The 19,373-nt window shown below is 63.0% G+C and carries 16 protein-coding genes and 1 pseudogene; 5 read left to right on the top strand and 12 right to left on the bottom strand.

Annotated features, from left to right (window positions below; genetic code table 11):
- Positions 1 to 19: 19 nt before the first annotated feature.
- On the top strand, positions 20 to 736 hold the full coding sequence (locus CKO42_RS16995; RefSeq protein ID WP_200246609.1) for a TIGR04211 family SH3 domain-containing protein: 717 nt from the start codon (positions 20 to 22) through the stop codon (positions 734 to 736).
- Between the two features lie 130 nt (positions 737 to 866).
- Here the strand turns inward: CKO42_RS16995 and CKO42_RS17000 are convergent, their stop codons facing one another.
- The 4 genes from CKO42_RS17000 to gpmI form a co-directional block, all read right to left on the bottom strand.
- Positions 867 to 1,820 carry a LysM peptidoglycan-binding domain-containing protein gene (locus CKO42_RS17000; RefSeq protein ID WP_200246611.1) on the bottom strand — a complete coding sequence of 318 codons (954 nt, stop codon included), beginning with the start codon at positions 1,818 to 1,820 and terminating at the stop codon, positions 867 to 869.
- Positions 1,821 to 1,920: 100 nt separating this feature from the next.
- Positions 1,921 to 3,000: a protease SohB gene (sohB, locus tag CKO42_RS17005; RefSeq protein WP_200246613.1), complete on the bottom strand. Its 1,080-nt coding sequence runs from the start codon at positions 2,998 to 3,000 to the stop codon at positions 1,921 to 1,923.
- Between the two features lie 97 nt (positions 3,001 to 3,097).
- A complete protein-coding gene (locus CKO42_RS17010; RefSeq protein ID WP_200246615.1) occupies positions 3,098 to 3,937 on the bottom strand; it encodes a thymidylate synthase in 840 nt (279 codons plus the stop codon).
- An 81-nt stretch (positions 3,938 to 4,018) separates the two neighbouring features.
- The gene (gene gpmI / locus CKO42_RS17015; RefSeq protein ID WP_200246616.1) at positions 4,019 to 5,563 is read right to left on the bottom strand and encodes a 2,3-bisphosphoglycerate-independent phosphoglycerate mutase; all 1,545 of its coding nucleotides are present in this window, start codon (positions 5,561 to 5,563) and stop codon (positions 4,019 to 4,021) included.
- 356 nt (positions 5,564 to 5,919) lie between these two features.
- Here gpmI and CKO42_RS17020 point away from each other — a divergent pair, with 356 nt between their 5' ends.
- Positions 5,920 to 7,179, top strand: a complete 1,260-nt coding sequence (locus CKO42_RS17020; protein WP_200246618.1) for a glucose-1-phosphate adenylyltransferase — start codon at positions 5,920 to 5,922, stop codon at positions 7,177 to 7,179.
- A gap of 218 nt (positions 7,180 to 7,397) precedes the next feature.
- Here CKO42_RS17020 and ihfB read toward each other — a convergent pair whose 3' ends face one another.
- The 4 genes from ihfB to aroA all read right to left on the bottom strand — a co-directional run bounded on the left by ihfB (position 7,398) and on the right by aroA (position 11,882).
- On the bottom strand, positions 7,398 to 7,766 hold the full coding sequence (gene ihfB, locus CKO42_RS17025) for an integration host factor subunit beta (RefSeq protein ID WP_200246620.1): 369 nt from the start codon (positions 7,764 to 7,766) through the stop codon (positions 7,398 to 7,400).
- Between the two features lie 90 nt (positions 7,767 to 7,856).
- Positions 7,857 to 9,605: a 30S ribosomal protein S1 gene (rpsA, locus tag CKO42_RS17030; RefSeq protein WP_274608933.1), complete on the bottom strand. Its 1,749-nt coding sequence runs from the start codon at positions 9,603 to 9,605 to the stop codon at positions 7,857 to 7,859.
- 145 nt (positions 9,606 to 9,750) lie between these two features.
- Positions 9,751 to 10,524: a (d)CMP kinase gene (gene cmk / locus CKO42_RS17035; RefSeq protein ID WP_200246624.1), complete on the bottom strand. Its 774-nt coding sequence runs from the start codon at positions 10,522 to 10,524 to the stop codon at positions 9,751 to 9,753.
- A complete protein-coding gene (gene aroA / locus CKO42_RS17040) occupies positions 10,521 to 11,882 on the bottom strand; it encodes a 3-phosphoshikimate 1-carboxyvinyltransferase (protein ID WP_200246626.1) in 1,362 nt (453 codons plus the stop codon). The genes cmk and aroA overlap by 4 nt, the downstream gene beginning before the upstream one ends.
- A gap of 416 nt (positions 11,883 to 12,298) precedes the next feature.
- Between aroA and CKO42_RS17045 the strand changes: the two genes are divergently transcribed.
- The 3 genes from CKO42_RS17045 (at position 12,299) to CKO42_RS17050 (ending at position 15,159) form a co-directional block, all read left to right on the top strand.
- On the top strand, positions 12,299 to 13,735 hold the full coding sequence (locus CKO42_RS17045; protein WP_200246628.1) for a dihydrolipoyl dehydrogenase: 1,437 nt from the start codon (positions 12,299 to 12,301) through the stop codon (positions 13,733 to 13,735).
- Between the two features lie 80 nt (positions 13,736 to 13,815).
- Positions 13,816 to 13,917, top strand: coding sequence for a DUF29 domain-containing protein (locus tag CKO42_RS27415; protein WP_242479468.1), 102 nt, complete (start codon positions 13,816 to 13,818; stop codon positions 13,915 to 13,917).
- Positions 13,918 to 13,944: 27 nt separating this feature from the next.
- Positions 13,945 to 15,159, top strand: a complete 1,215-nt coding sequence (locus tag CKO42_RS17050; RefSeq protein WP_200246630.1) for a PQQ-dependent sugar dehydrogenase — start codon at positions 13,945 to 13,947, stop codon at positions 15,157 to 15,159.
- 15 nt (positions 15,160 to 15,174) lie between these two features.
- Here CKO42_RS17050 and rluB read toward each other — a convergent pair whose 3' ends face one another.
- The 4 genes and pseudogenes from rluB to CKO42_RS17070 form a co-directional block, all read right to left on the bottom strand.
- On the bottom strand, positions 15,175 to 16,107 hold the full coding sequence (gene rluB, locus CKO42_RS17055) for a 23S rRNA pseudouridine(2605) synthase RluB (RefSeq protein ID WP_200246632.1): 933 nt from the start codon (positions 16,105 to 16,107) through the stop codon (positions 15,175 to 15,177).
- Between the two features lie 376 nt (positions 16,108 to 16,483).
- Positions 16,484 to 17,005, bottom strand: a pseudogene (scpB, locus tag CKO42_RS27420) (SMC-Scp complex subunit ScpB); the annotation flags it as partial.
- Positions 17,006 to 17,103: 98 nt separating this feature from the next.
- A complete protein-coding gene (locus CKO42_RS17065; RefSeq protein WP_200246637.1) occupies positions 17,104 to 18,060 on the bottom strand; it encodes a segregation and condensation protein A in 957 nt (318 codons plus the stop codon).
- 34 nt (positions 18,061 to 18,094) lie between these two features.
- The gene (locus CKO42_RS17070; protein ID WP_200246639.1) at positions 18,095 to 19,312 is read right to left on the bottom strand and encodes a tryptophan--tRNA ligase; all 1,218 of its coding nucleotides are present in this window, start codon (positions 19,310 to 19,312) and stop codon (positions 18,095 to 18,097) included.
- Positions 19,313 to 19,373 lie beyond the last annotated feature (61 nt).

Here is a 19,373-nt window from a genome sequence, read left to right on the forward strand (position 1 = left end):
TTGGCTCAGAACCAGCCACATGCAGTCCTCACCTCATTACCACCGCGCCCGTTTTCTGACCGGCCTCTGCCTGGCAGCGGCACTGGCCGCTGCGTCGATAGGCGCACTCGCCGAAGGTGAGACGCGCTACGTCACCGATCAATACGACTTCAATCTGCGCAGTGGCGAGAGCACGCGGTACAAGATTCTGCGTCAACTGCCAAGCGGTACGCCGCTGACGATACTCAGCGTCAATCAGGAGAGCGGCTACGCGAGGGTACGCACCGACGAAGGCCTGACCGGATACATCTTGCTGAACTATCTACAGAATGAGCCCGCCGCCCGCAGCGAACTCGAGTCAATGCGCGCAAAACTCGCCGCACTGCAGCAGGAGCCCGATAAGCTTGCGGCACAACTGAGCACGCTGCAAAACGACTACGATGCACTCACGACTGACGCGGAGATGCTGAAACGCGACAAGCAGGATCTCGAGGCGGAGCTGGCCGAGATCCGGCATGCCGCGACAAACGCGATCCAGATCGACCGCGAGCGCCACGAGTTGCAACAGCAGGTGTCGACCCTACTGCTGCAGGTCGACCAACTCGAGCACCGCAATCTCGAGCTCAGCAACAAGACCCGGCAGCATTGGTTCCTGATTGGCGCGGCAGTCGTCGCCGGCGGCATCCTCATCGGTCTTATCCTGCCGAGCCTGCGGCTGCGTCGGCGGCGCAGCGCATGGCACAGCTCATCGCTCTAATCGCGCAGGCGAGCCGATAACCAGCCGTTAAAGACCGTCGAGATCAGTCTCGGCCGATCGACTCTTAGAAACCGGATTAGAAATCCAGATTAGCAGCCGGATTAGAAACCGGATTAGAACCGGTACTCAGCTAGGGAATGACGAGCGACATCCCAGGTGATAACGCGTCTGGCGCCATCAACAGGTCACGATTGGCGTCATAGATCCGCTCCCAGGCACTGGCATCACCATAGACTCGGGCGCTGATCCGAGACAGCGTGTCCGCGGCTCGCACCTCGTAGAACACAGGCGCCGAGGGCTGCGCGAGCGGTGCCGGCGCCGCCTCGGATGCGGCGAGGCCCAAGACGCTCGATCGGTCAGGCGCATCGACAGCAGTCGCTTCAGCCTTTGGCCCTTCGCTGATCCGCGCAACGGACGGCTCAAACGGCCCTGAGTCAGACCCCGCGATGGCCTCTTCCGTTTGACCGCTTGTGTGTGTTGTCAATCGGGCAAGCCGGGCCTCAGCAGTAGCAAGTCGGCGTTCAAGCTCCACCGCCTGCTGCAATGCCTCGTTCTGGCGCGCCTTAGCCATCGCCAACTCGGTGCTCAGCCGCTCAATCTCGGTCGCGGCATGAGCCTGGGCTTCAGTCATGGCCGCCGCCCCCTTCTCTGCCTTCTCGGCGCGACGCTGGGCCTCGCCCAGCATCAGCTGTTGCTGATGCAAGCGCGCACTGAGCTCCGTCATATCGCTTTGGCAGGTCGTCAGCCCTTCCGGATCAGCGCCCGTAGCGTCTGGCTCCGGTTGCGAAGCGACCGGCAACAGCCCGTCGAGCCCCAGCATCAGGCGACGCAAGAGGTCCGATTGAGCGGCAACCTCGGCCCGCAGCTGGCTGGACTCATCCGCCAGCACATCGAGCCGCTCATGGATGCGACCGGCAGTCGCCGCGTCGAGGGATATCCCGGTCTGCTCCCCAGTCTGCTCCCCAGTCTGCTCACCAACCCCCGGGGCCTGCTGCTCTAGCTCGGGTTGGGCCACTGCCAGGGTCACCGTCACACTCAGCAAGAGCGCGATCGCCAGGCAACCGACCCGCAAGGACCAGCCCATGCTGCTGACCCGCTCCCACTGAATACGCTGAGGGCGCTGAGCACGAACCGCCCTGCAATCCCACCTGCGCACTGGTTGGAGATGCACCATGCTCATCGCTTCAGACGTTGCCTCGACCCAGCAGCCAGCGTCCAATCCGGCTCCCAAGCAGTGCAGCAAGAGAGCCAAGCGACGGCACTCGCGCGCGCGACTCTTCGAGACCAACCGATCCGAGCAGGCGCTCCAGTGGCCGCTTGTGAGCGCGATAACGGAGCTTGTAAAGACTCGCCTCCTCCCGCGCCGACAGCAAGTAGTCATCACTGGTCTGCACGCCATCAACCAGCCCCAGACTGAGCGCCTGCTCGCCATGCCAATACTCGCCAGTCGCAACCTTGCTCAGATCCAGATCCGGGCGGTACGCAGCGATGAACGACTTGAACTGGCCATGGGTCTCCTCGAGCTGCTCGCGCAGCTTAGCCCGCCCCTCGTCGGTGTTCTCTCCGAACAGCGTCAAGGTGCGCTTGTGCTCGCCAGCCGTATGCAGCTCGAAGTCGACGCCCTTCTGTTGCAGCAAGCGGTAGAAATTCGGCATCTCGGCGAGCACACCGATCGAGCCCACCACCGCAAAGGGCGCCGCAATGATGCGGTTGGCGACACAGGCCATCAAATAACCGCCACTGGCCGCGACCTTATCGACGGCGATGGTCAACGGGATACCGGCGGTCCGCAGTCGCAACAGCTGCGAAGCAGCGAGACCATGCTCGTGCACGGCACCACCTGCATTGTCGAGGCGCACCAGCACCTCGTCCTCGGTGCTTGCGGTCATCAACAGCGCCGAGATCAGCTCGCGCAAAGCACCAACCTCGGTGGCCATCAGATCGCCGTGGAAATCGATCACGAAAAGACGCCGCTGGTCCGGCTGCTCGGCCTTTGCCTTCGCCTTCTCCAGCTTACGCTCAGCCTTGAATGACTTCTTGGCAACCTTTGGCGGCAGTATCGCAGCCTTGATTCGGTCCGCCATCTGCGCATAGCGGTGGTTCAGATCAACGACCTCGAGACGACTGCCGTCATCATCCTCATCGGACGAGCTGCTCTGCCGACCCCGCAGCAGCATCACCGCCAAGAGCCCGATGGCTAGCACTAGGGTCAGGGCTTTGGCCGCGAACAGGCCGTATTCGATCAACGCTTGAATCAGGGTCATACGGTTACTGGATCTCTGTTAAAGGCAACGCTAACAGGTCTCTTCGGACCTGAAGCGCGTTGGGGGGCACTGAATCGATCGCAGCAACCTAGCTGCATCAGACCGCAATCGGCGCTCGGATCGGCGGATGCGGGTCATAGCCTTCGACGTGGAAGTCGTCAAGCCGATACTCGAACAGGCTCGCCGGTCTGCGAAGCATGTGCAGGCGCGGCAAGGGGCGGGGCTCGCGGCGCAGCTGCTCATGGACGATCTCGTCGGTCAGATGGTTCTGATAGAGGTGAAGATCGCCGAACGTATGCACCAATTCGCCGGCCATTAGGTCCGCTTGCTGCGCCATCATCTGCGTCAACAGCGCATAACTGGCAATGTTGAAGGGCACCCCCAGGAACAGGTCGGCACTGCGTTGATAGAGCTGGCAGGACAAGGCCCCATCCTGCACATAAAACTGGAACAGGCAGTGACAGGGCGCCAGCGCCATGCGCCCCGCGGCCGCATTCTCCCGCGGCGAGCAGTTGGATTCCGGAAGATCGGCTGGGTTCCAGGCCGTCACCAGCAACCGACGTGAGTCGGGCTCCCGTTTGATCGCCTCCAACACTTGGCTGATCTGATCGATCGAGCCGCCATCGGGCGTTGGCCAACTACGCCACTGCGCCCCATAGATGGGGCCGAGCGCACCATCATCGGCCGCCCATTCGTCCCAGATCCTGACGCCCTGTGCATTTAGGTCGCGGTTATTGGTGGAGCCGGAGAGAAACCAGAGCAGTTCGGCAATAACGCTCTTGAGATGAATCCGTTTGGTGGTCACCAGGGGGAAGCCGGCGGCGAGATCGAAGCGGACCTGGCGACCGAATACGGAGCGCGTACCGACACCGGTGCGATCGGATCGATCGCGACCGTTGTCGACCACATCGCGGAGCAAGTCGAGATACTGTTGCATAAGCAAAGCCGTGGCTGAGACAAGTCAAGCAGCGCCGAGCCAAGCCGAGCGACTGGCTGCAGCGCCGCCCGCCAACCACGGCTATTTCTGAGCCGGTTTCAGCAAGATCGATTTTCCCTGCATGGCCTCAGGCTGTGGCAGCCCCATGAGCTGCAGCACGGTTGGGGCAACATCCTCGATACCGGCACCGATCCGCAGCCGCCAGGCGACCTCATCGATGACCAAGCAGGGCACCGGATAGACGGTATGGCGGGTGTGCGGCTCGCCGGTGAGAGGATCGATCATCTCATCGCAGTTGCCATGATCGGCGGTCAGCAACACCGAATAGCCCTCAGTAGCCGCGCTATCGATAACGCGCCCAACCTCGCGATCAAGGGTCTCGACCGCCTGGATAACGGCCGATCTCACCGCGGTATGGCCGACCATATCGCCGTTGGCAAAATTCACCACGATGAACGCATAGGCGTGGCTCTCGAGGGCAGCGATCACCGCATCCGCCACCTCGGCGGCGGACATCTCGGGCTGAAGGTCATAGGTCGCGACTTGCGGCGAGGGAATCAAACAACGCTCTTCGCCAGGAAACGGATCGCTGCGACCGCCGTTGAAGAAGAAGGTCACATGCGCGTACTTCTCGGTCTCAGCGCAGTGGAACTGCGGCAGCTCGGCATCACTCAGGATCTCGCCCAGCACCACCGGAGGCATCTCGTGGCTGAAGGCCGTCGGCAGCCCGTACCAGGGGTCGTACTCCATCATGCAGGTCAGGTCCGCAGCCTTGAAGCCACCCCGATCGAACGGATCGAAGTCGCGGTTGTAGAGCGCCGAGACGATCTGTCGCGGGCGATCCTTGCGGAAGTTGAAGAAGATCACCGGGTCGCCGTCCTGGATCAGCTCAGCACCCGTGATCAGCGTCGGGCGGATGAACTCATCGTCCTCATCGGCCGCATAGGCCTGCTCGATGGCAGCGCGCGCGGAATCCGCTCGACGACCCTGACCATGCACCAGCGCATCAAAGGCCAGCTTGGTGCGATCCCAGCGCTTATCACGGTCCATCGCGTAATAGCGCCCAGAAACGCTTCCAATCAGGCCGCCGGCTGCAGCAAGCGCCTCGTCGAGCGCCGCCAGATAGCTCAGCGCAGAGCGTGGCGCGGTATCACGACCGTCGGTGATCATGTGCACCACCGGACGCGCACCCTGGTACTTGGTGAGCTTGATCAGCGCGTTGAGATGCCGAACATGGCTATGCACACCGCCATCGGACACCAGTCCCATCAGATGCAATGGCCGGCCAAGCTCAACCGCACGCCGCGCCGCGGCCTGCAACACCTTGTTATCAAAAAAACTCCGATCGGCAATCGCATCGTCGATCAGGACCAGATCCTGACGGACGGTGCAGCCCGAGCCGAGCGTCATGTGCCCAACTTCGGAGTTCCCCATCTGGCCCTCGGGAAGACCGACGGCACGCGCCGAAGCTTGCAAGACAGTGTGGGCATTGCTCGCGAACAGCCGATCGAAATTCGGCGTCTGCGCAAGTGCGATTGCATTGTTTGCCTTGCTCGGGTTGGTGCCGAAACCATCGAGGATGATCAGGATCACCGGGCGCCGCGGTAGCTCGAAACTCTGTCCCATTGTCTCTCCGTGAATCAGGTCAAACTGGCCCCGATCTCAATCTGGGGCACAAGGAAATAGTCGCTCGACAGGCACAAGCCAACGTGCGCCAACCAGGAGCAAAGCCCAGCCAATCGTGCTTGAGCTGTCGGATCGCAACAACAGAACCGTCTCCGGGTTTATCATGGGGCGATGTCAGGCTCGACGAGCATCAAAGTCTCGCCGACGACGACATCGAACACAACCAAACTGAGCGACCATTGTAACGCGGTAGGCGTTGCGACGAACGCATCAACGACCACCTGGCCAAAAGCTGACCAAGGGCCCGTGATCCGTTATCGACGCTCAGTTTCCGACTCACAGCGCCTGGAGGAGACATGCCCGATCGAATCATCGCTTTCGTTATGGCCGGTGGACAAGGCTCGCGCCTGCAACCGCTGACCGCTGCCCGCTCAAAGCCATCGGTGCCCTTCGGCTCGCGCTACCGCATCGTCGACTTCGTGCTCAGCAACCTGATCAACTCGCAGATCAGGACCATCTACCTGCTGGTGCAGTACAAGTCGCAGTCGCTGATCGAGCACGTGCGTAAGGCCTGGACCATCTCGCCGTTGCTCAAGGATCAGTTCGTTACCGTGGTGCCGCCGCAGATGCTGCTCGGCGAATCCTGGTTTCAGGGCACCGCAGACGCGGTCAACCAAAACCTCAACCTGATCGAAGAACATGGCCCCGACCTGGTCGCGGTGTTCGGTGCCGATCATATCTACCGGATGGACATCTCGCAGATGGTCGCCTTCCACAAGGAGCGCGAGGCCGATGTCACCATCTCCGCGCTGCCGGTGCCACTCGAGGATGCAAAGGGCTTCGGCGTCATTGCCGCCGACACCGAGGGACGGGTCGAAGCCTTTCAGGAGAAACCGGCCAACCCCTCGCCGATGCCGGATGATCCCAATAAGGCCTATGCATCGATGGGCAACTACATCTTCAGTACCGAGGTGCTGATCCGAGCGCTACAAGACGCGCAGCAGGCCGGCGAGACCGATTTTGGCCAACACGTGCTGCCACGGCTGCTCGCCAGCAAGCACCGGCTGTTTGCGTACGACTTCGCGACCAACGAGATCCCCGGCATCAATGCCTATGAAGATCGTGTCTACTGGCGCGACGTCGGCAGCATCGACGCCTATTTCAATGCGCACAAAGATGTGCTCGGTGCCGAGCCGGTCTTCGATGCCTTCAATCCAGACTGGCCGATCTACTCGAGCAACTATCAGGGACCGGTCGCACGGGTGCTTGGCGGGCAGATCGAGAACACCCTGCTCGGCGCCGCGACCATGATCCACGACAACACCCGGATCAGGAACTCCATCATTCGGCGCGAGGCGGTGATCGACGAGGGAGCGGAACTCGAGGACTGCATCATCATGGACTATGTCCATGTCGGCAAAGGCGCGCGCCTGAAGAAGGTGATCGTCGATCGACACAATGCCATCGAGCCCGGTGCGGTCATTGGTTACGACCGCGAGACCGATTCCAAGCGCTACAAGGTGTCTTCCGGCGGTGTCACCGTGGTCCCAGCCGGTCACTCGAACACCTTTGCGCGCGCCGTCGTCGGACGGCAGGGTCGAGGTTACTCGGAATAGCAGCCAAAAAAGGGGGAACACTGGTCGCCCAGCATTCCCCCTTTAGCCTTTAGCCAGCGCCAGCAGTCGATGCTCAGGCGATCGAGCGGCTGGCTAGAAAAAACCAAGACCGTCGCGAAAACGGGCTTTCTCGGGTCAGCGAGCTGCCGGAGACCGTCTCAGGCGGTGGCTACCTGAGCCTCAGCCGGCTGACTAAACCTCGGCCGACTGACTGAACCTCAGTCGACACTGGCAGGAACAGCCCGCCGTGCGCCAGCGCTGTTGTCGTTCTCGTCGTCCTCGGTGATCTGGGCCAACTCTACCTGATAGGCAAGGTTGACCCGATCGCGAAGCTCCTTGCCTGGTTTGAAGTGCGGCACATGCTTTCCCGACAGCGCAACCGCATCACCCGTCTTCGGATTGCGGCCCACCCGGGGTGGCCGAAAATGGAGCGAAAAGCTGCCAAACCCGCGAATCTCGATGCGCTCACCCGAAGCAAGCGCACCACTCATCTGCTCCAGGATACAGCGGACAGCGAGCTCGACGTCCTTATAGGCGAGATGACTTTGCTCCCGCGCGAGAATATCGATGAGCTCGGATTTCATCATAACGGATAGCCTGCATTAGCGATGCAAGCCCGGCACAAGGCACCGGGCATGTAATCACAAGGATTGACGTCTGCGGAAGGCGCAGCCAGATCAGTCCTTCGCGGCCTCTTCCATCTGCTGCTTGAGGATATCCCCGAGCGTTGCGGTGCCAGCCTGCGCCTCTCGGGCGTAGCCTTTAATGGCCGCTTGCTCATCCGCCATGTCCTTGGCCTTGATCGACAGCGAGATGCTGCGGTTCTTGCGATCGACGCCAAGGAACTTGGCCTCAACCTCTTCACCCACCTTCAGCACCGCACGCGCATCCTCGACCCGATCGCGCGAGATCTCGGAGGCACGCAGATAGCCCTCGACACCATCGCCGAGGTCGATATTGGCGCCCTTGGCGTCGACCTCGGTAATGGTCCCGTTGACGATGCTGCCCTTCTCATGCACGGCGACGAAGCTCGAGAACGGGTCTTTATCCAACTGCTTGATGCCGAGCGAGATGCGCTCGCGCTCCGGGTCAACCGACAGCACCACGGTCTCGACCTCATCGCCCTTCTTGAAGCTGCGCAGCGCGTCCTCGCCAGACTCATCCCAAGAGATGTCGGAGAGATGCACTAGGCCGTCGATGCCGCCGTCCAGACCGATAAAGATACCGAAATCGGTGATCGACTTGATCTGGCCAGCGACATGGTCGCCCTTCTTGTGGATCGCCGAGAACTCATCCCAGGGGTTGGACTGGCACTGTTTCACGCCCAGCGAGATGCGGCGACGCTCCTCGTCGATATCTAGCACCATGACCTCAACGTCGTCACCCATGTTGACGATCTTGCTCGGGTGCACGTTCTTGTTGGTCCAGTCCATCTCGGAGACGTGCACCAGGCCCTCGACACCCTCTTCGATCTCGACGAAGCAGCCGTAGTCGGCAATGTTCGTGACCTTGCCGAAGACGCGCGTGCTTTCGGGATAGCGGCGCGAGATATTGACCCAGGGGTCCTCGCCCATCTGCTTCAGCCCGAGCGAGACGCGCTGACGCTCGCGGTCGAACTTGAGCACCTTGACCATGACCTCTTGGCCGATCTCGACCACCTCAGACGGGTGCTTGACCCGACGCCAGGCCATATCGGTGATATGCAGCAGGCCATCGATACCGCCCAGATCCAGGAAGGCGCCATAGTCGGTGAGGTTCTTGACCACGCCGTTGAGCTCCAGCCCTTCCTCGAGCTTCTCGAGCAGCTGCTCGCGCTCGGCGCTGTACTCTTCCTCGACCACCGCGCGGCGAGAGACGACGACATTGTTGCGGCGCCGATCGAGCTTGATCACCTTGAACTCGAGGTCCTTGCCTTCGAGATAGGTGGTATCGCGCACTGGGCGGATATCGACCAGTGAGCCCGGCAGGAACGCACGCACACTGCCCAGTTCGACGGTAAAGCCACCCTTGACCTTGCCGTTGATCTGGCCGGTGACCGTCTCGCCGTCATCGAATGCGCGTTCGAGCTTATCCCAAGCGGCGAAGCGCTTGGCCTTCTCGCGCGAGAGTCGGGTCGCGCCAAAGCCGTCTTCGACCGCGTCGAGCGCGACCTCGACGTCATCGCCGACGGCGACCTCCAGCTGGCCCTCAGGGCTGAGGAACTGGTTACGCGGAATGATCCCTTCCGACTTGAGGCCGGCATTCACGATGACAGAGTCAGCAGTGATGGCGACGACTTGGCCGGTAACGATGGTGCCCGGCTGAAGCTGAGTATTAGAGAGGCTCTCTTCGAAGAGCTCGGCGAAGCTTTCGGTCATGCTGTGAATGTTCCTGGCGTCCCACGCCATCTCCTGATGTTGAGCCGCAGCCGCATCAACGGGCTGCAAGCAGCAGGAGGGTTGAGTTAAAACAAAACGACCGAGGCGGTTGCCGATCGGCCGAGGTCATCAAACATGGATTAGAGGCAGCCCGATCGCGCACTCGCGCAGGGCCAGCTCTAAACCTAACGTCTTGTCTCGAAGGCGCTTGCTCTCAAAGGCCAGCCGCTGAGTCGAGCGCAGCTTCGGCCAAGTCACGAACCTGTAGGAAGACCTCATCGATCGATTTCGAGGTCGAATCGACGACAATACCTGCGATCGGAACCTGAAGCGGACTCTCGGATCGCTCACGGTCACGCTGGTCGCGCACACGAAGCTCTTGGACAAGATCGCGGAGGTTAGCATCCATACCCTTGTCCTTCAACTGTTTATATCGACGCTGGGCGCGTTCCTCAGGGCTCGCGTCCAGGTAGATCTTCAGCAGCGCATCTGGGAAAACCCTCGAGCCCATATCTCGGCCATCGGCGACCAAGCCCGGCGCCACGGCGGCATCCCGCTGCCAGCCGAGCAGCGCCGCACGGACGTCAGGATGCACGGCCACCCGCGAGGCATCGACCCCAGCCTCGGCGGTGCGGATCGCTGCCGACACATCCTCGCCGTCCAAGCGCACCCGCTCACCCTCGAGCTGCACGCGAACCTGTGCCGCCAAACGGCCCAGCTCAGGCCCGGCATCGAGATCAACGTCCCGCCGCCGGGCCGCCAAGGCCAATGTGCGATAGAGCGCGCCGCTATCCAACAGGTGCCAGCCAAGATGCGCAGCGAGCAGACCAGCGATGGTGCCCTTGCCGGTCCCCGACGGCCCGTCAATGGTGATGACCGGCGCGGCGCCAGTGACCGAAGCAGCATCCAGCCCAGCCTCGTGTTCAGCATCGTGATTGGCGTTCTGTTTAGCGCCAGACACATCGACAGGTTGTGTCGGTTGCTTCATCCCCTCTCCTCGGCGCGCTCCTCGGCGCGTCGCTCGGTAATCTGCAAGCCAACGCCCGCAGCCAGGCCGGCAAATCTCGGGAACGAGGTCTCGACATTGGCACAGTCGTCGACCTGGATCGGGGCGGTCGCCCGCAACGCACTGATCGCGAAGGCCATCGCGATCCGATGATCACCATGGCCGGCAACCCGACCGCCGCCGAGCAGCCCAGCGGCGCCGATGCCGCGGATCAGCATCCCATCCGCGCGCGGCTCGACCTCAACGCCCAAGGCGCTCAGGCCGTCGGCCATGACCTGAATACGATCACTCTCTTTCACCCGCAGCTCGGCCGCGCCACTCAGTAGGGTCTCGCCATCGGCACAGGCGGCGGCGATGAACAGCGCCGGGAATTCATCGATCGCCAGCGGCACTTGGTCCTCCGGGATCGCGATGCCATGCAGTGCAGCTGCGCGCACCCGCAGATCCGCAACCGGCTCACCGCCCAGCTCGCGCGGCCGCTCGATGGCGATATCGGCCCCCATCTGGCGCAGGATATTCACCACGCCGATCCGCGTCGGATTCATGCCGACCTCAGTCAGGGTGAGATCTGAGCCCGGAGCAATGCTGGCGCCGACCAAAAAAAAGGCCGCTGATGAGATATCGGCTGGAATCCTGATCGGCGTCGCGACCAGGCGTCCGCCGCCGCTCAGACAGACGCGGTTGCCCTGGCGCCGAACCGGATAGCCGAAGGCACCGAGCATGCGCTCCGTATGGTCACGGGTCGGCGCCGGCTCAGTCACACAGGTCTCGCCCTGCGCATAGAGACCGGCTAAGAGCAGACTCGATTTGACCTGGGCGCTCGCGACTGGCAGCGCATAGTCGATGCCGACCAGCGCCTCAGCCGGCAGCACACGCAGCGGTGAGCGTCCTTCAGGCGTTGCCTCGATCCGCGCCCCCATCTGCGTCAGCGGATCGATCACCCGTCCCATTGGCCGCCGCGACAGGGACGCATCGCCGATCAGCGTACTGGCAAAGCGCTGGCCAGCAAGCAGCCCCGATAGCAGGCGCATCGAGGTCCCAGAATTGCCGAGATCGAGCGCCTGTTGCGGCTCCCGCAAGCCCTGTAGCCCAACCCCACTGACCCGCAACCGACCCGCGGCCGGCCCCTCGGCCTCGACCCCCATGGCGCGGAATGCGGCCAGGGTTGCCAGGCTGTCGGCGCCTTCGAGAAAGCCCTCGATCTCGGTCTCACCCTCAGCCAAGGCGGCGAGCATCACCGCGCGATGGGAGATCGACTTATCGCCAGGGACGCGCAGCTCACCGCGCAAGGCGCCACCGGGCGCAAGCTCGAAGCTCAGGGAATGGGCAGACGCAGTCATAGACCTCTCGGTAGATACGGGGTGGACAACGGGTGGATAACGCGCAATTACAACAAGCAGGATCAAGGCCAAAGACCAGAAAAAGTCGCGGCCACAACCGCGTAGAATGCGGCGCTCATCTGGTTCGGGTCAAGGTGCTGAGGCGGCTGCGCCTCGCGCCCCCTAGCAAAGCGCCGTTGAGCCACCGATTTCATCGATGTCCGCGGGGGCGTCAAGACGTCACAATCAAACCCGTCCCGATCGGGCCGACGGCTCTAATCGCCTTTTCACCGCCTTGATTCAAAAGGCTTTAATCTGATCCATCAGAGCCATCTGAGTGATCTCATCGACTTGAGAAACCTGAGCCAGCTGCACCATCTGTGGTTTAGAGGACCACCGCTTACCCCATCACTCCCTGTCCAGCAAGCGAGCCATCCATGCAAGAACGATTCGTCGACATCGCCATCATCGGCGCCGGTACCTCTGGCCTCAACGCCATGAGCCAAGCGCGCAAGGCCGGCAAGACCTTCGTGCTCATCAACGGCGGCGAGCCCGGCACCACCTGCGCCCGGGTCGGCTGCATGCCCTCCAAGGCGATGATCCAGGTCGCCGAGGACTACCACCGACGCACCCATCTCGGGCGCTACGGCATCGACGGCCATGAAGGGCTCAGCCTCGATCTACCCGAGGCCCTCGAGCATGTGCAGGATATGCGCGACACCTTCGTCGACCGGGTGCTCGGCAGCAGCACCGATGACATGCCCGAGGATCTGTTCCTCCAAGACTATGCCCGCTTCCTCGAGCCGACCCTGCTCGCGGTCGGCGAGCAGCGCATCCGCGCCGGCGCCGTGATCATCGCCACCGGCTCGCGGCCGCTGGTGCCTGAGCCTTGGCGCGCCTTCGGTGACAAGCTGCTGACCACCGACAGCCTCTTCGAGCTCGAGGATCTGCCACGCTCGATCGCCGTCATCGGCCTCGGCACCATCGGCCTCGAGCTTGGCCAGAGCCTGCACCGGCTCGGTATCCAGGTCGAAGGCTTCGATCAGCTCGAGACCATCGCCGGCCTCCGCGATCCCGAGGTTGCCAAGACCGCCATCCAGGTCATCGGCAAGGAATTCCCGCTCCACCTCGGGCAGCCGGCACAGATCAGCGAGGACGGCGAACAGCTCCGTATCCAAGCCGGGGATCATCAGATCAGCGTCGACGCCGTCCTGTGCAGCATCGGTCGAGTGCCCAATCTGGAGGGGCTCGGGCTCGAGAATCTCGGTGTGGAACTCGATGCCCGCGGCCTACCGCCGTTCGATCGCCACAGCATGCAGGTCGGCGAGCTGCCAGTCTTCATCGCCGGCGACGTCACCGCCGAGCGCCCAGTGCTGCACGAGGCCGGCGACGAGGGCCGCATCGCCGGCTTCAACGCCGTGCGCATCACCAGCCAAGCCGCCGGTGAAGCCCAACGCCCGCTCCGCTTCCGTCGCCGCACGCCGCTGTACATCAACTTCTGCGATCCGAATATCTGCGCCATCGGCCAGCGCTTCGACGCGCTTGATCCTGACCAGACCGCGATCGGCGAGATCAAGATGGCGCCGGTCGGCCGCGCCCTGATCATGGGCAACAACCGCGGCCTGATCCGGGTCTATGCCGATAAGACCAGCGGACAGCTGCTCGGCGCCGAGCTGATTGCACCGCGCGGCGAAAATCTGGCCCATCTGCTCAGCTGGAGCATTCAACAAGGAATGACGGTCGAACAGATGCTGCGCATGCCGTTCTACCATCCGGTGATCGAAGAGGCACTGCAGGGTGCCCTCAACGACCTGAATCGCAAGCTCGAGGTCGAGCGCGATGGTCCGCTGACCGAACTGGCGTTGCTGTCATGAAAAACCCTAACCGTCTCGATCAGCTGTTGAATCCAACCGTTAGATCCAACTATTTGGCCGCCCAGCCCGGAGATACCTGAATGACGGATCTCAGCACGCTCTACGACACCGACTACAGCCAATGGGCGCAACGTAACGCCGAGCTGCTCTTTGATTACGAGTTTTATCCCGAGCGCGCCTAACGCTCATCAAGATAGGAGGGATGTCCCATGCAACGACAGTATCTAGCTCAAATTCGCAAGCCTGCGCTCGCGGGCGGGCTCTGGCTGCTCGCACTGATCCCAGCACTTGGCTGCACCCAGCCCGCCGGCCCCGTCGACCCCACCGGCGATGTTCCTGAGGCCAAGGGCTGGGGCATGGAGACCATCGTCGATGGACTGCGTCATCCCTGGAGCATCGCCTGGCTGCCTGACGGCTCGGCACTCGTCACCGAACGACCCGGCCAGCTGCGCCTGATCCGGCAAGCCACGACGAGCGCTGCTGCACTCGATCCAACGCCAATCCGCGGCACACCCAAGGTCTGCGCCTGCGGCCAAGGCGGGTTGCTCGACATCAGCCTGCACCCTGACTTCGCCGACAACCAACTGGTCTACCTGACCTTCGCCGAAGGCACCGAAGACGCCAATCGCACCGCCCTCGCCCGCGGCCGGCTCGATCTCGAGAACAAGCGCCTGCGGGACCTCGAGATCCTCTTCCGCAACGCCGACAGCAAATCCGGCGGCCAGCACTTCGGCTCGCGGCTCCTCTGGCTGCCTGACGGCACTCTGCTGATGAGCATCGGCGATGGTGGCAATCCGCCGACCTCGTTCGACGGCGAGAACATCCGCAATCAGGCACAGAACCCCGGCACCCATTTCGGCTCGCTGCTGCGCCTGAACGCCGACGGCTCAGCGCCCGCAGACAACCCCTTCGTCGACCAGCCAAGCGCCAAGCCCGAGATCTACAGCATCGGCCATCGTAATATTCAAGGACTGACCCGCGACCCCGACAGCGGCCGCATCTGGGCCAACGAGCACGGCTCGCGCGGCGGCGATGAGATCAACCTGATCCAAGCCGGCAACAACTACGGCTGGCCCGAGGTCACCTACAGCATGGAGTACTGGGGCCCACGCGTCTCCGACAAGACCAAGGCCCCAGGCGTTACCCAGCCCACCGTCGTCTGGACGCCCTCGATCGCCCCCAGCGGCATGGCCTTCTACACTGGCGACGACTTTCCCGACTGGCAAGGCGACTTGATCAGCGGCGCGCTCAAGTTCCAACAACTGCGCCGCACCGAGCTCGACGGCACCCGCGTGGTCGGCGAAGACAAGCTCAGCATCGGCCAGCGCGTGCGCGATGTGCGCCAAGGTCCAGACGGTGGCCTCTACATCCTCACCGACGCGCCCAACGGCGCCCTCATCCGCATCGTGCCAGAGGCTGATTGATGATGGCGTATCGACTCAGCGCCGGCCCGACGGGCGTGGCTTCAGGCCGCGCCCCGCGAGCTGCGGCGAAGCGACTGCCCGCGGCTTCGCCGAACCGCGTGGGCGCGGACCTTTGTCTGGAACCTTGTCTGAAGAACCTGGGCTCAAACCGGTCCGAGCCGCCACCGGCGGCCCAAGCTCAGCTAAGGCCATCAGTGCCTCCAGCTCCTCACCGACCACCTCCCGCCACTGCCCAGGCGTCGGCCGCGCACCCAGGATCACATTCCCGTAGCGCACCCGCTTGAGACGGCTGACCGTGCAGCCAACCGCCTCCCAGAGCCGGCGTACCTCGCGATTTCGGCCCTCGACGATCAGCACATGGAACCATTGATGGCTCTCCGAGCCGCCCGACGGGACGATCTCCTCGAATCGAGCCGGACCATCCTCGAGTTCCACCCCATTGACGAGCTGCGCCAACAACTGATCCGAGACCGACCCACGCACACGCACCGCGTATTCGCGCTCAACAGCGCGCGACGGATGCATCAGCCGATTCGCCAGCTCACCATGATTGGTGACCAATAGCAGACCCGCAGTGTTCAGGTCGAGCCGGCCAACAGCGATCCAGCGGCCATCGCGAATCCCCGGCAAGCGGCGAAAGATGGTGGGGCGGCCTTCTGGATCTTTGCGCGTCACCACCTCGCCCTCAGGCTTATGATAGGCAAGCACGCGCACGCTGTGACGCTTCGCGGCTCGACGGCGCACCTCCTGCCCATCGACCCGAATCCGGTCACTCGGCTGCACCCGATCCCCCAGCTGCGCAAGCGCGCCATTCACGCGCACGCGGCCCTCGCGAATCCAGCCTTCGATCTCGCGCCGCGAGCCGAGCCCAGCCTCGGCCAGCGCCTTTTGCAGCCGCACCGGCTCCTGCGGTTCCAGCGGTGATCCGCGTCGATCAGCGTCCTTCATCCTCATCCTCACCATCTCCAGTACGTTCGTTGGTGTCAGCGAATGGCTCAGATGGCCGAGCGCTTGGCGCAGGCTCGCGACGAGTCTCAGGCGGCCTGTTGCTCACCGCGAGGACCAGGTGCGGCCGACCGCTTGGCTTCTTCACCAAGGGCTGCGGCGCAGCTCCGATGTCCTGGGCCAACGGATGTTCGCGAAAGTGATCTGCGCCCTCGTCGCTTAATCGGTCGTCGCTTAATGACTCAGCCCCCAAGCTGTCATCGACCGCGTCCTCTGCCGAGGCCGGTGCCGATGCCGATGCCAAGGCCGTCGACGCTGCGGCAGGTCCGGGGTGAGCGCCATCCGCCGCCTCGGCCAAGGCCTGCTCAAAGAAACTCGCGTCGCGGATCTCGGCTAGCGGCGGCAGTTCATTCAGCGAGCGCAGGCCAAAGTAGTCCAGGAAACGGCGCGTCGTCGCATAGAGTGCGGGACGGCCCGGGACATCTCGATGCCCAACCACCCGCACCCATTCGCGCTCGCTCAGGGTCTTGATGATCGGCGTACTCACCGCAACGCCGCGGATCTGCTCGATCTCGCCACGCGTGATCGGCTGCCGATAGGCGATCAGGGCCAGCGTCTCGAGCAGGGCGCGCGAATAGCGCGACGGCTTTTCCTGCCAGAGCTGGCCGACCCAGGGCGCCACCGATGCGCGCACCTGAGCCCGCCAGCCACCAGCGACCTCGACCAGCTCGATGCCATGCCCCTTGTAATCCTCGCGCAGCGCCTCGAAGGTTGCCAGCACCTGGTCACGAGACGGACGCTCGCGGTCGTCGAACAGGCCTTGAATGCGTTCCACCGAGAGCGGCTCCCCAGAGGCCAGCAAGGCAGCTTCCACCACTTGCTTGAGCTCAGGCACCAGCAGCGAAAGGGCATGCTGCCGCGGCGCGCTGTCTTCAGCGTCCTCTGCAGCGCAGTCTTCAGCAAGCTCATCGTCGGCGCCGTGGCCTTGCTCCCAGTCGCTCATGCCGCATCCATCCCGCGCCGGCGCAGGCGAATCGGCGCGAACGGCTCGACCTGGATCAGCTCGAGCGTCGCCGCCTTCAAGAGCTCGAGCACCGCAAGGAAGCTCACCACCACGCCAGCGCGGCCCTCGGTCACATCGAAGAGATCGGTAAAAGGCACCAGCTCGGCACCGCTGATCCGCTCCAGCACCGCCGACATCCGCTCACGCAATGACAGCGACTCACGCTCGATCTGATGGCTCGTAAACAGGTCAGCCCTGGCCAAGACGGCCTGCAAAGCGGCGAGCAGCTCATCCAGCTCAACGGTTGGCGGGGTCCGCCGAACATGACCGGGCGGCACCCGTGCCTGCACCAGAAAACAATCGCGCTCCAGCCTCGGCAACGCATCAAGATCCTGTGCTGCGCGCTTGAACTGCTCGTATTCGGCCAACCGTCGTACTAGCTCAGCACGCGGGTCTTCGTCATCTTCAGCGTCTTCATCGGCTCGCGGCAGCAGCATCCGCGACTTGATCTCGCACAGCATCGCGGCCATCACCAAATACTCAGCGGCCAGCTCGAGACGCACCTCCTTCATCAGCTCCACGTACTCCATGTACTGATTGGTGATGTCGATGATGGGAATATCGAGGATGTCGAGATTCTGCCGACGGATCAGATAGAGCAGCAGGTCCAGCGGCCCCTCGAAGGTATCGAGAAAGACCTCGAGCGCATCCGGCGGGATGTAGAGGTCTTCCGGCAGCTTCAGCAGAGGCTCGCCGCGCACCAGTGCGAAACGGACCTTTCCGATTGACGCCAAGGTCTCTGCGCCTGCGTCCTCACTGAAATCAGGATCTTTCCCCGGCGACCGATCAGACCCGACCCCGGACACCGCTGCCGCTGGGCTCGCCGGCGCGTCTGTCGTCGCCGCCTCGGTCTCGTCGGCCTCGGCTTCGGTCTCGGGTGTTGGGTTCTGCATGGCCTTGCTCAGCCGCGGTTACAGGCGCTGCTGCTCAGCCCTGCCGCAGCGACATCACGTGGCGCACATCTTCCATGGTCTCGCGCGCCCGGTCACGTGCGCGCTCGCAGCCCTCGTTGATGAACGAGCGCACCAGGTCGGGATCGGCTTCGAGCCGTTTCACCTCAGCCTGAATCGGCTCCAGCTCCTTGCGCACGGCGTCGATGATCGGCTGCTTGCACTCGATACAGCCAATACCGGCACTGCGGCAGCCCTGTTGCACCCAGTCTTTGATCTCGGTGTCCGAGTAGACCTCGTGGAACTGCCAGACCGGACAGATATCCGGATTACCCGGATCGGTGCGGCGCACACGCGCCGGATCGGTGGGCATGGTGCGCAGCTTTTGCTCGACCGCATCGGGATCATCCCGCAAGGCGATGGTATTGCCGTAGGACTTCGACATCTTCTGCCCATCCAGTCCTGGCATCTTCGCCGCCTTGGTTAGCAGCGGCGAGGGCTCCGGCAGGATCACGCGGCCACCGCCTTCGAGGTAGCCGAGCAGCCGCTCGCGATCAGCGATGGTGATATTGGCCTGGCTTTCGAGCAAGGCACGGGCGACGTCGAGCGCCTCCTGATCGCCCTGCTCCTGGTAGCGGCGCTTGAGCTGATCGAACATCTTCGCGTTCTTCTTGCCCATCTTGCGCTTGGCCTGCTCTGCCTGCTCCTCGAAGCCCGGCTCGCGGCCATAGATGTGATTGAAGCGGCGGGCGATCTCGCGCGTCATCTCGACATGCGCGACCTGATCCTCGCCCACCGGCACCGCGCCGGCCTTGTAGATCAGGATGTCGGCGCTCTGCAGCAGCGGATAGCCGAGGAAGCCATAGGTCGCCAGATCCTTCTCCTTCAGCTTCTCCTGTTGGTCTTTGTAGCTCGGCACCCGTTCGAGCCAGCCCAGCGGCGTGATCATCGACAGCAACAGATGCAGCTCGGCATGCTCAGGCACCCGTGACTGGATGAACAGGGTCGCGGCGCCGGCGCTGATGCCACAGGCGAGCCAATCGACGACCATGTCGAAGCTCGCCTGCGGGATCGCCGAGGGGTCTTCATAGTCGGTAGTCAACGCATGCCAGTCGGCGACGAAGAAGAAGCACTCATACTCATGCTGCAACTCGATCCAGTTCTTGAGCACGCCGTGATAGTGGCCAAGATGGAGCTTGCCGGTCGGACGCATGCCGGAGAGGACGCGATGGGTTTGGTTCGGGGCAGAATTCAACGGCTTAGGGCCTTTACTGTTAGATCAGGTCAGAGAAGATCAAAACGGGAAATTAGAGAAG

The sequence above is a fragment of the Lamprobacter modestohalophilus genome (assembly GCF_016583905.1).
GTDB classification, from domain to species: Bacteria; Pseudomonadota; Gammaproteobacteria; order Chromatiales; family Chromatiaceae; genus Lamprobacter; species Lamprobacter modestohalophilus.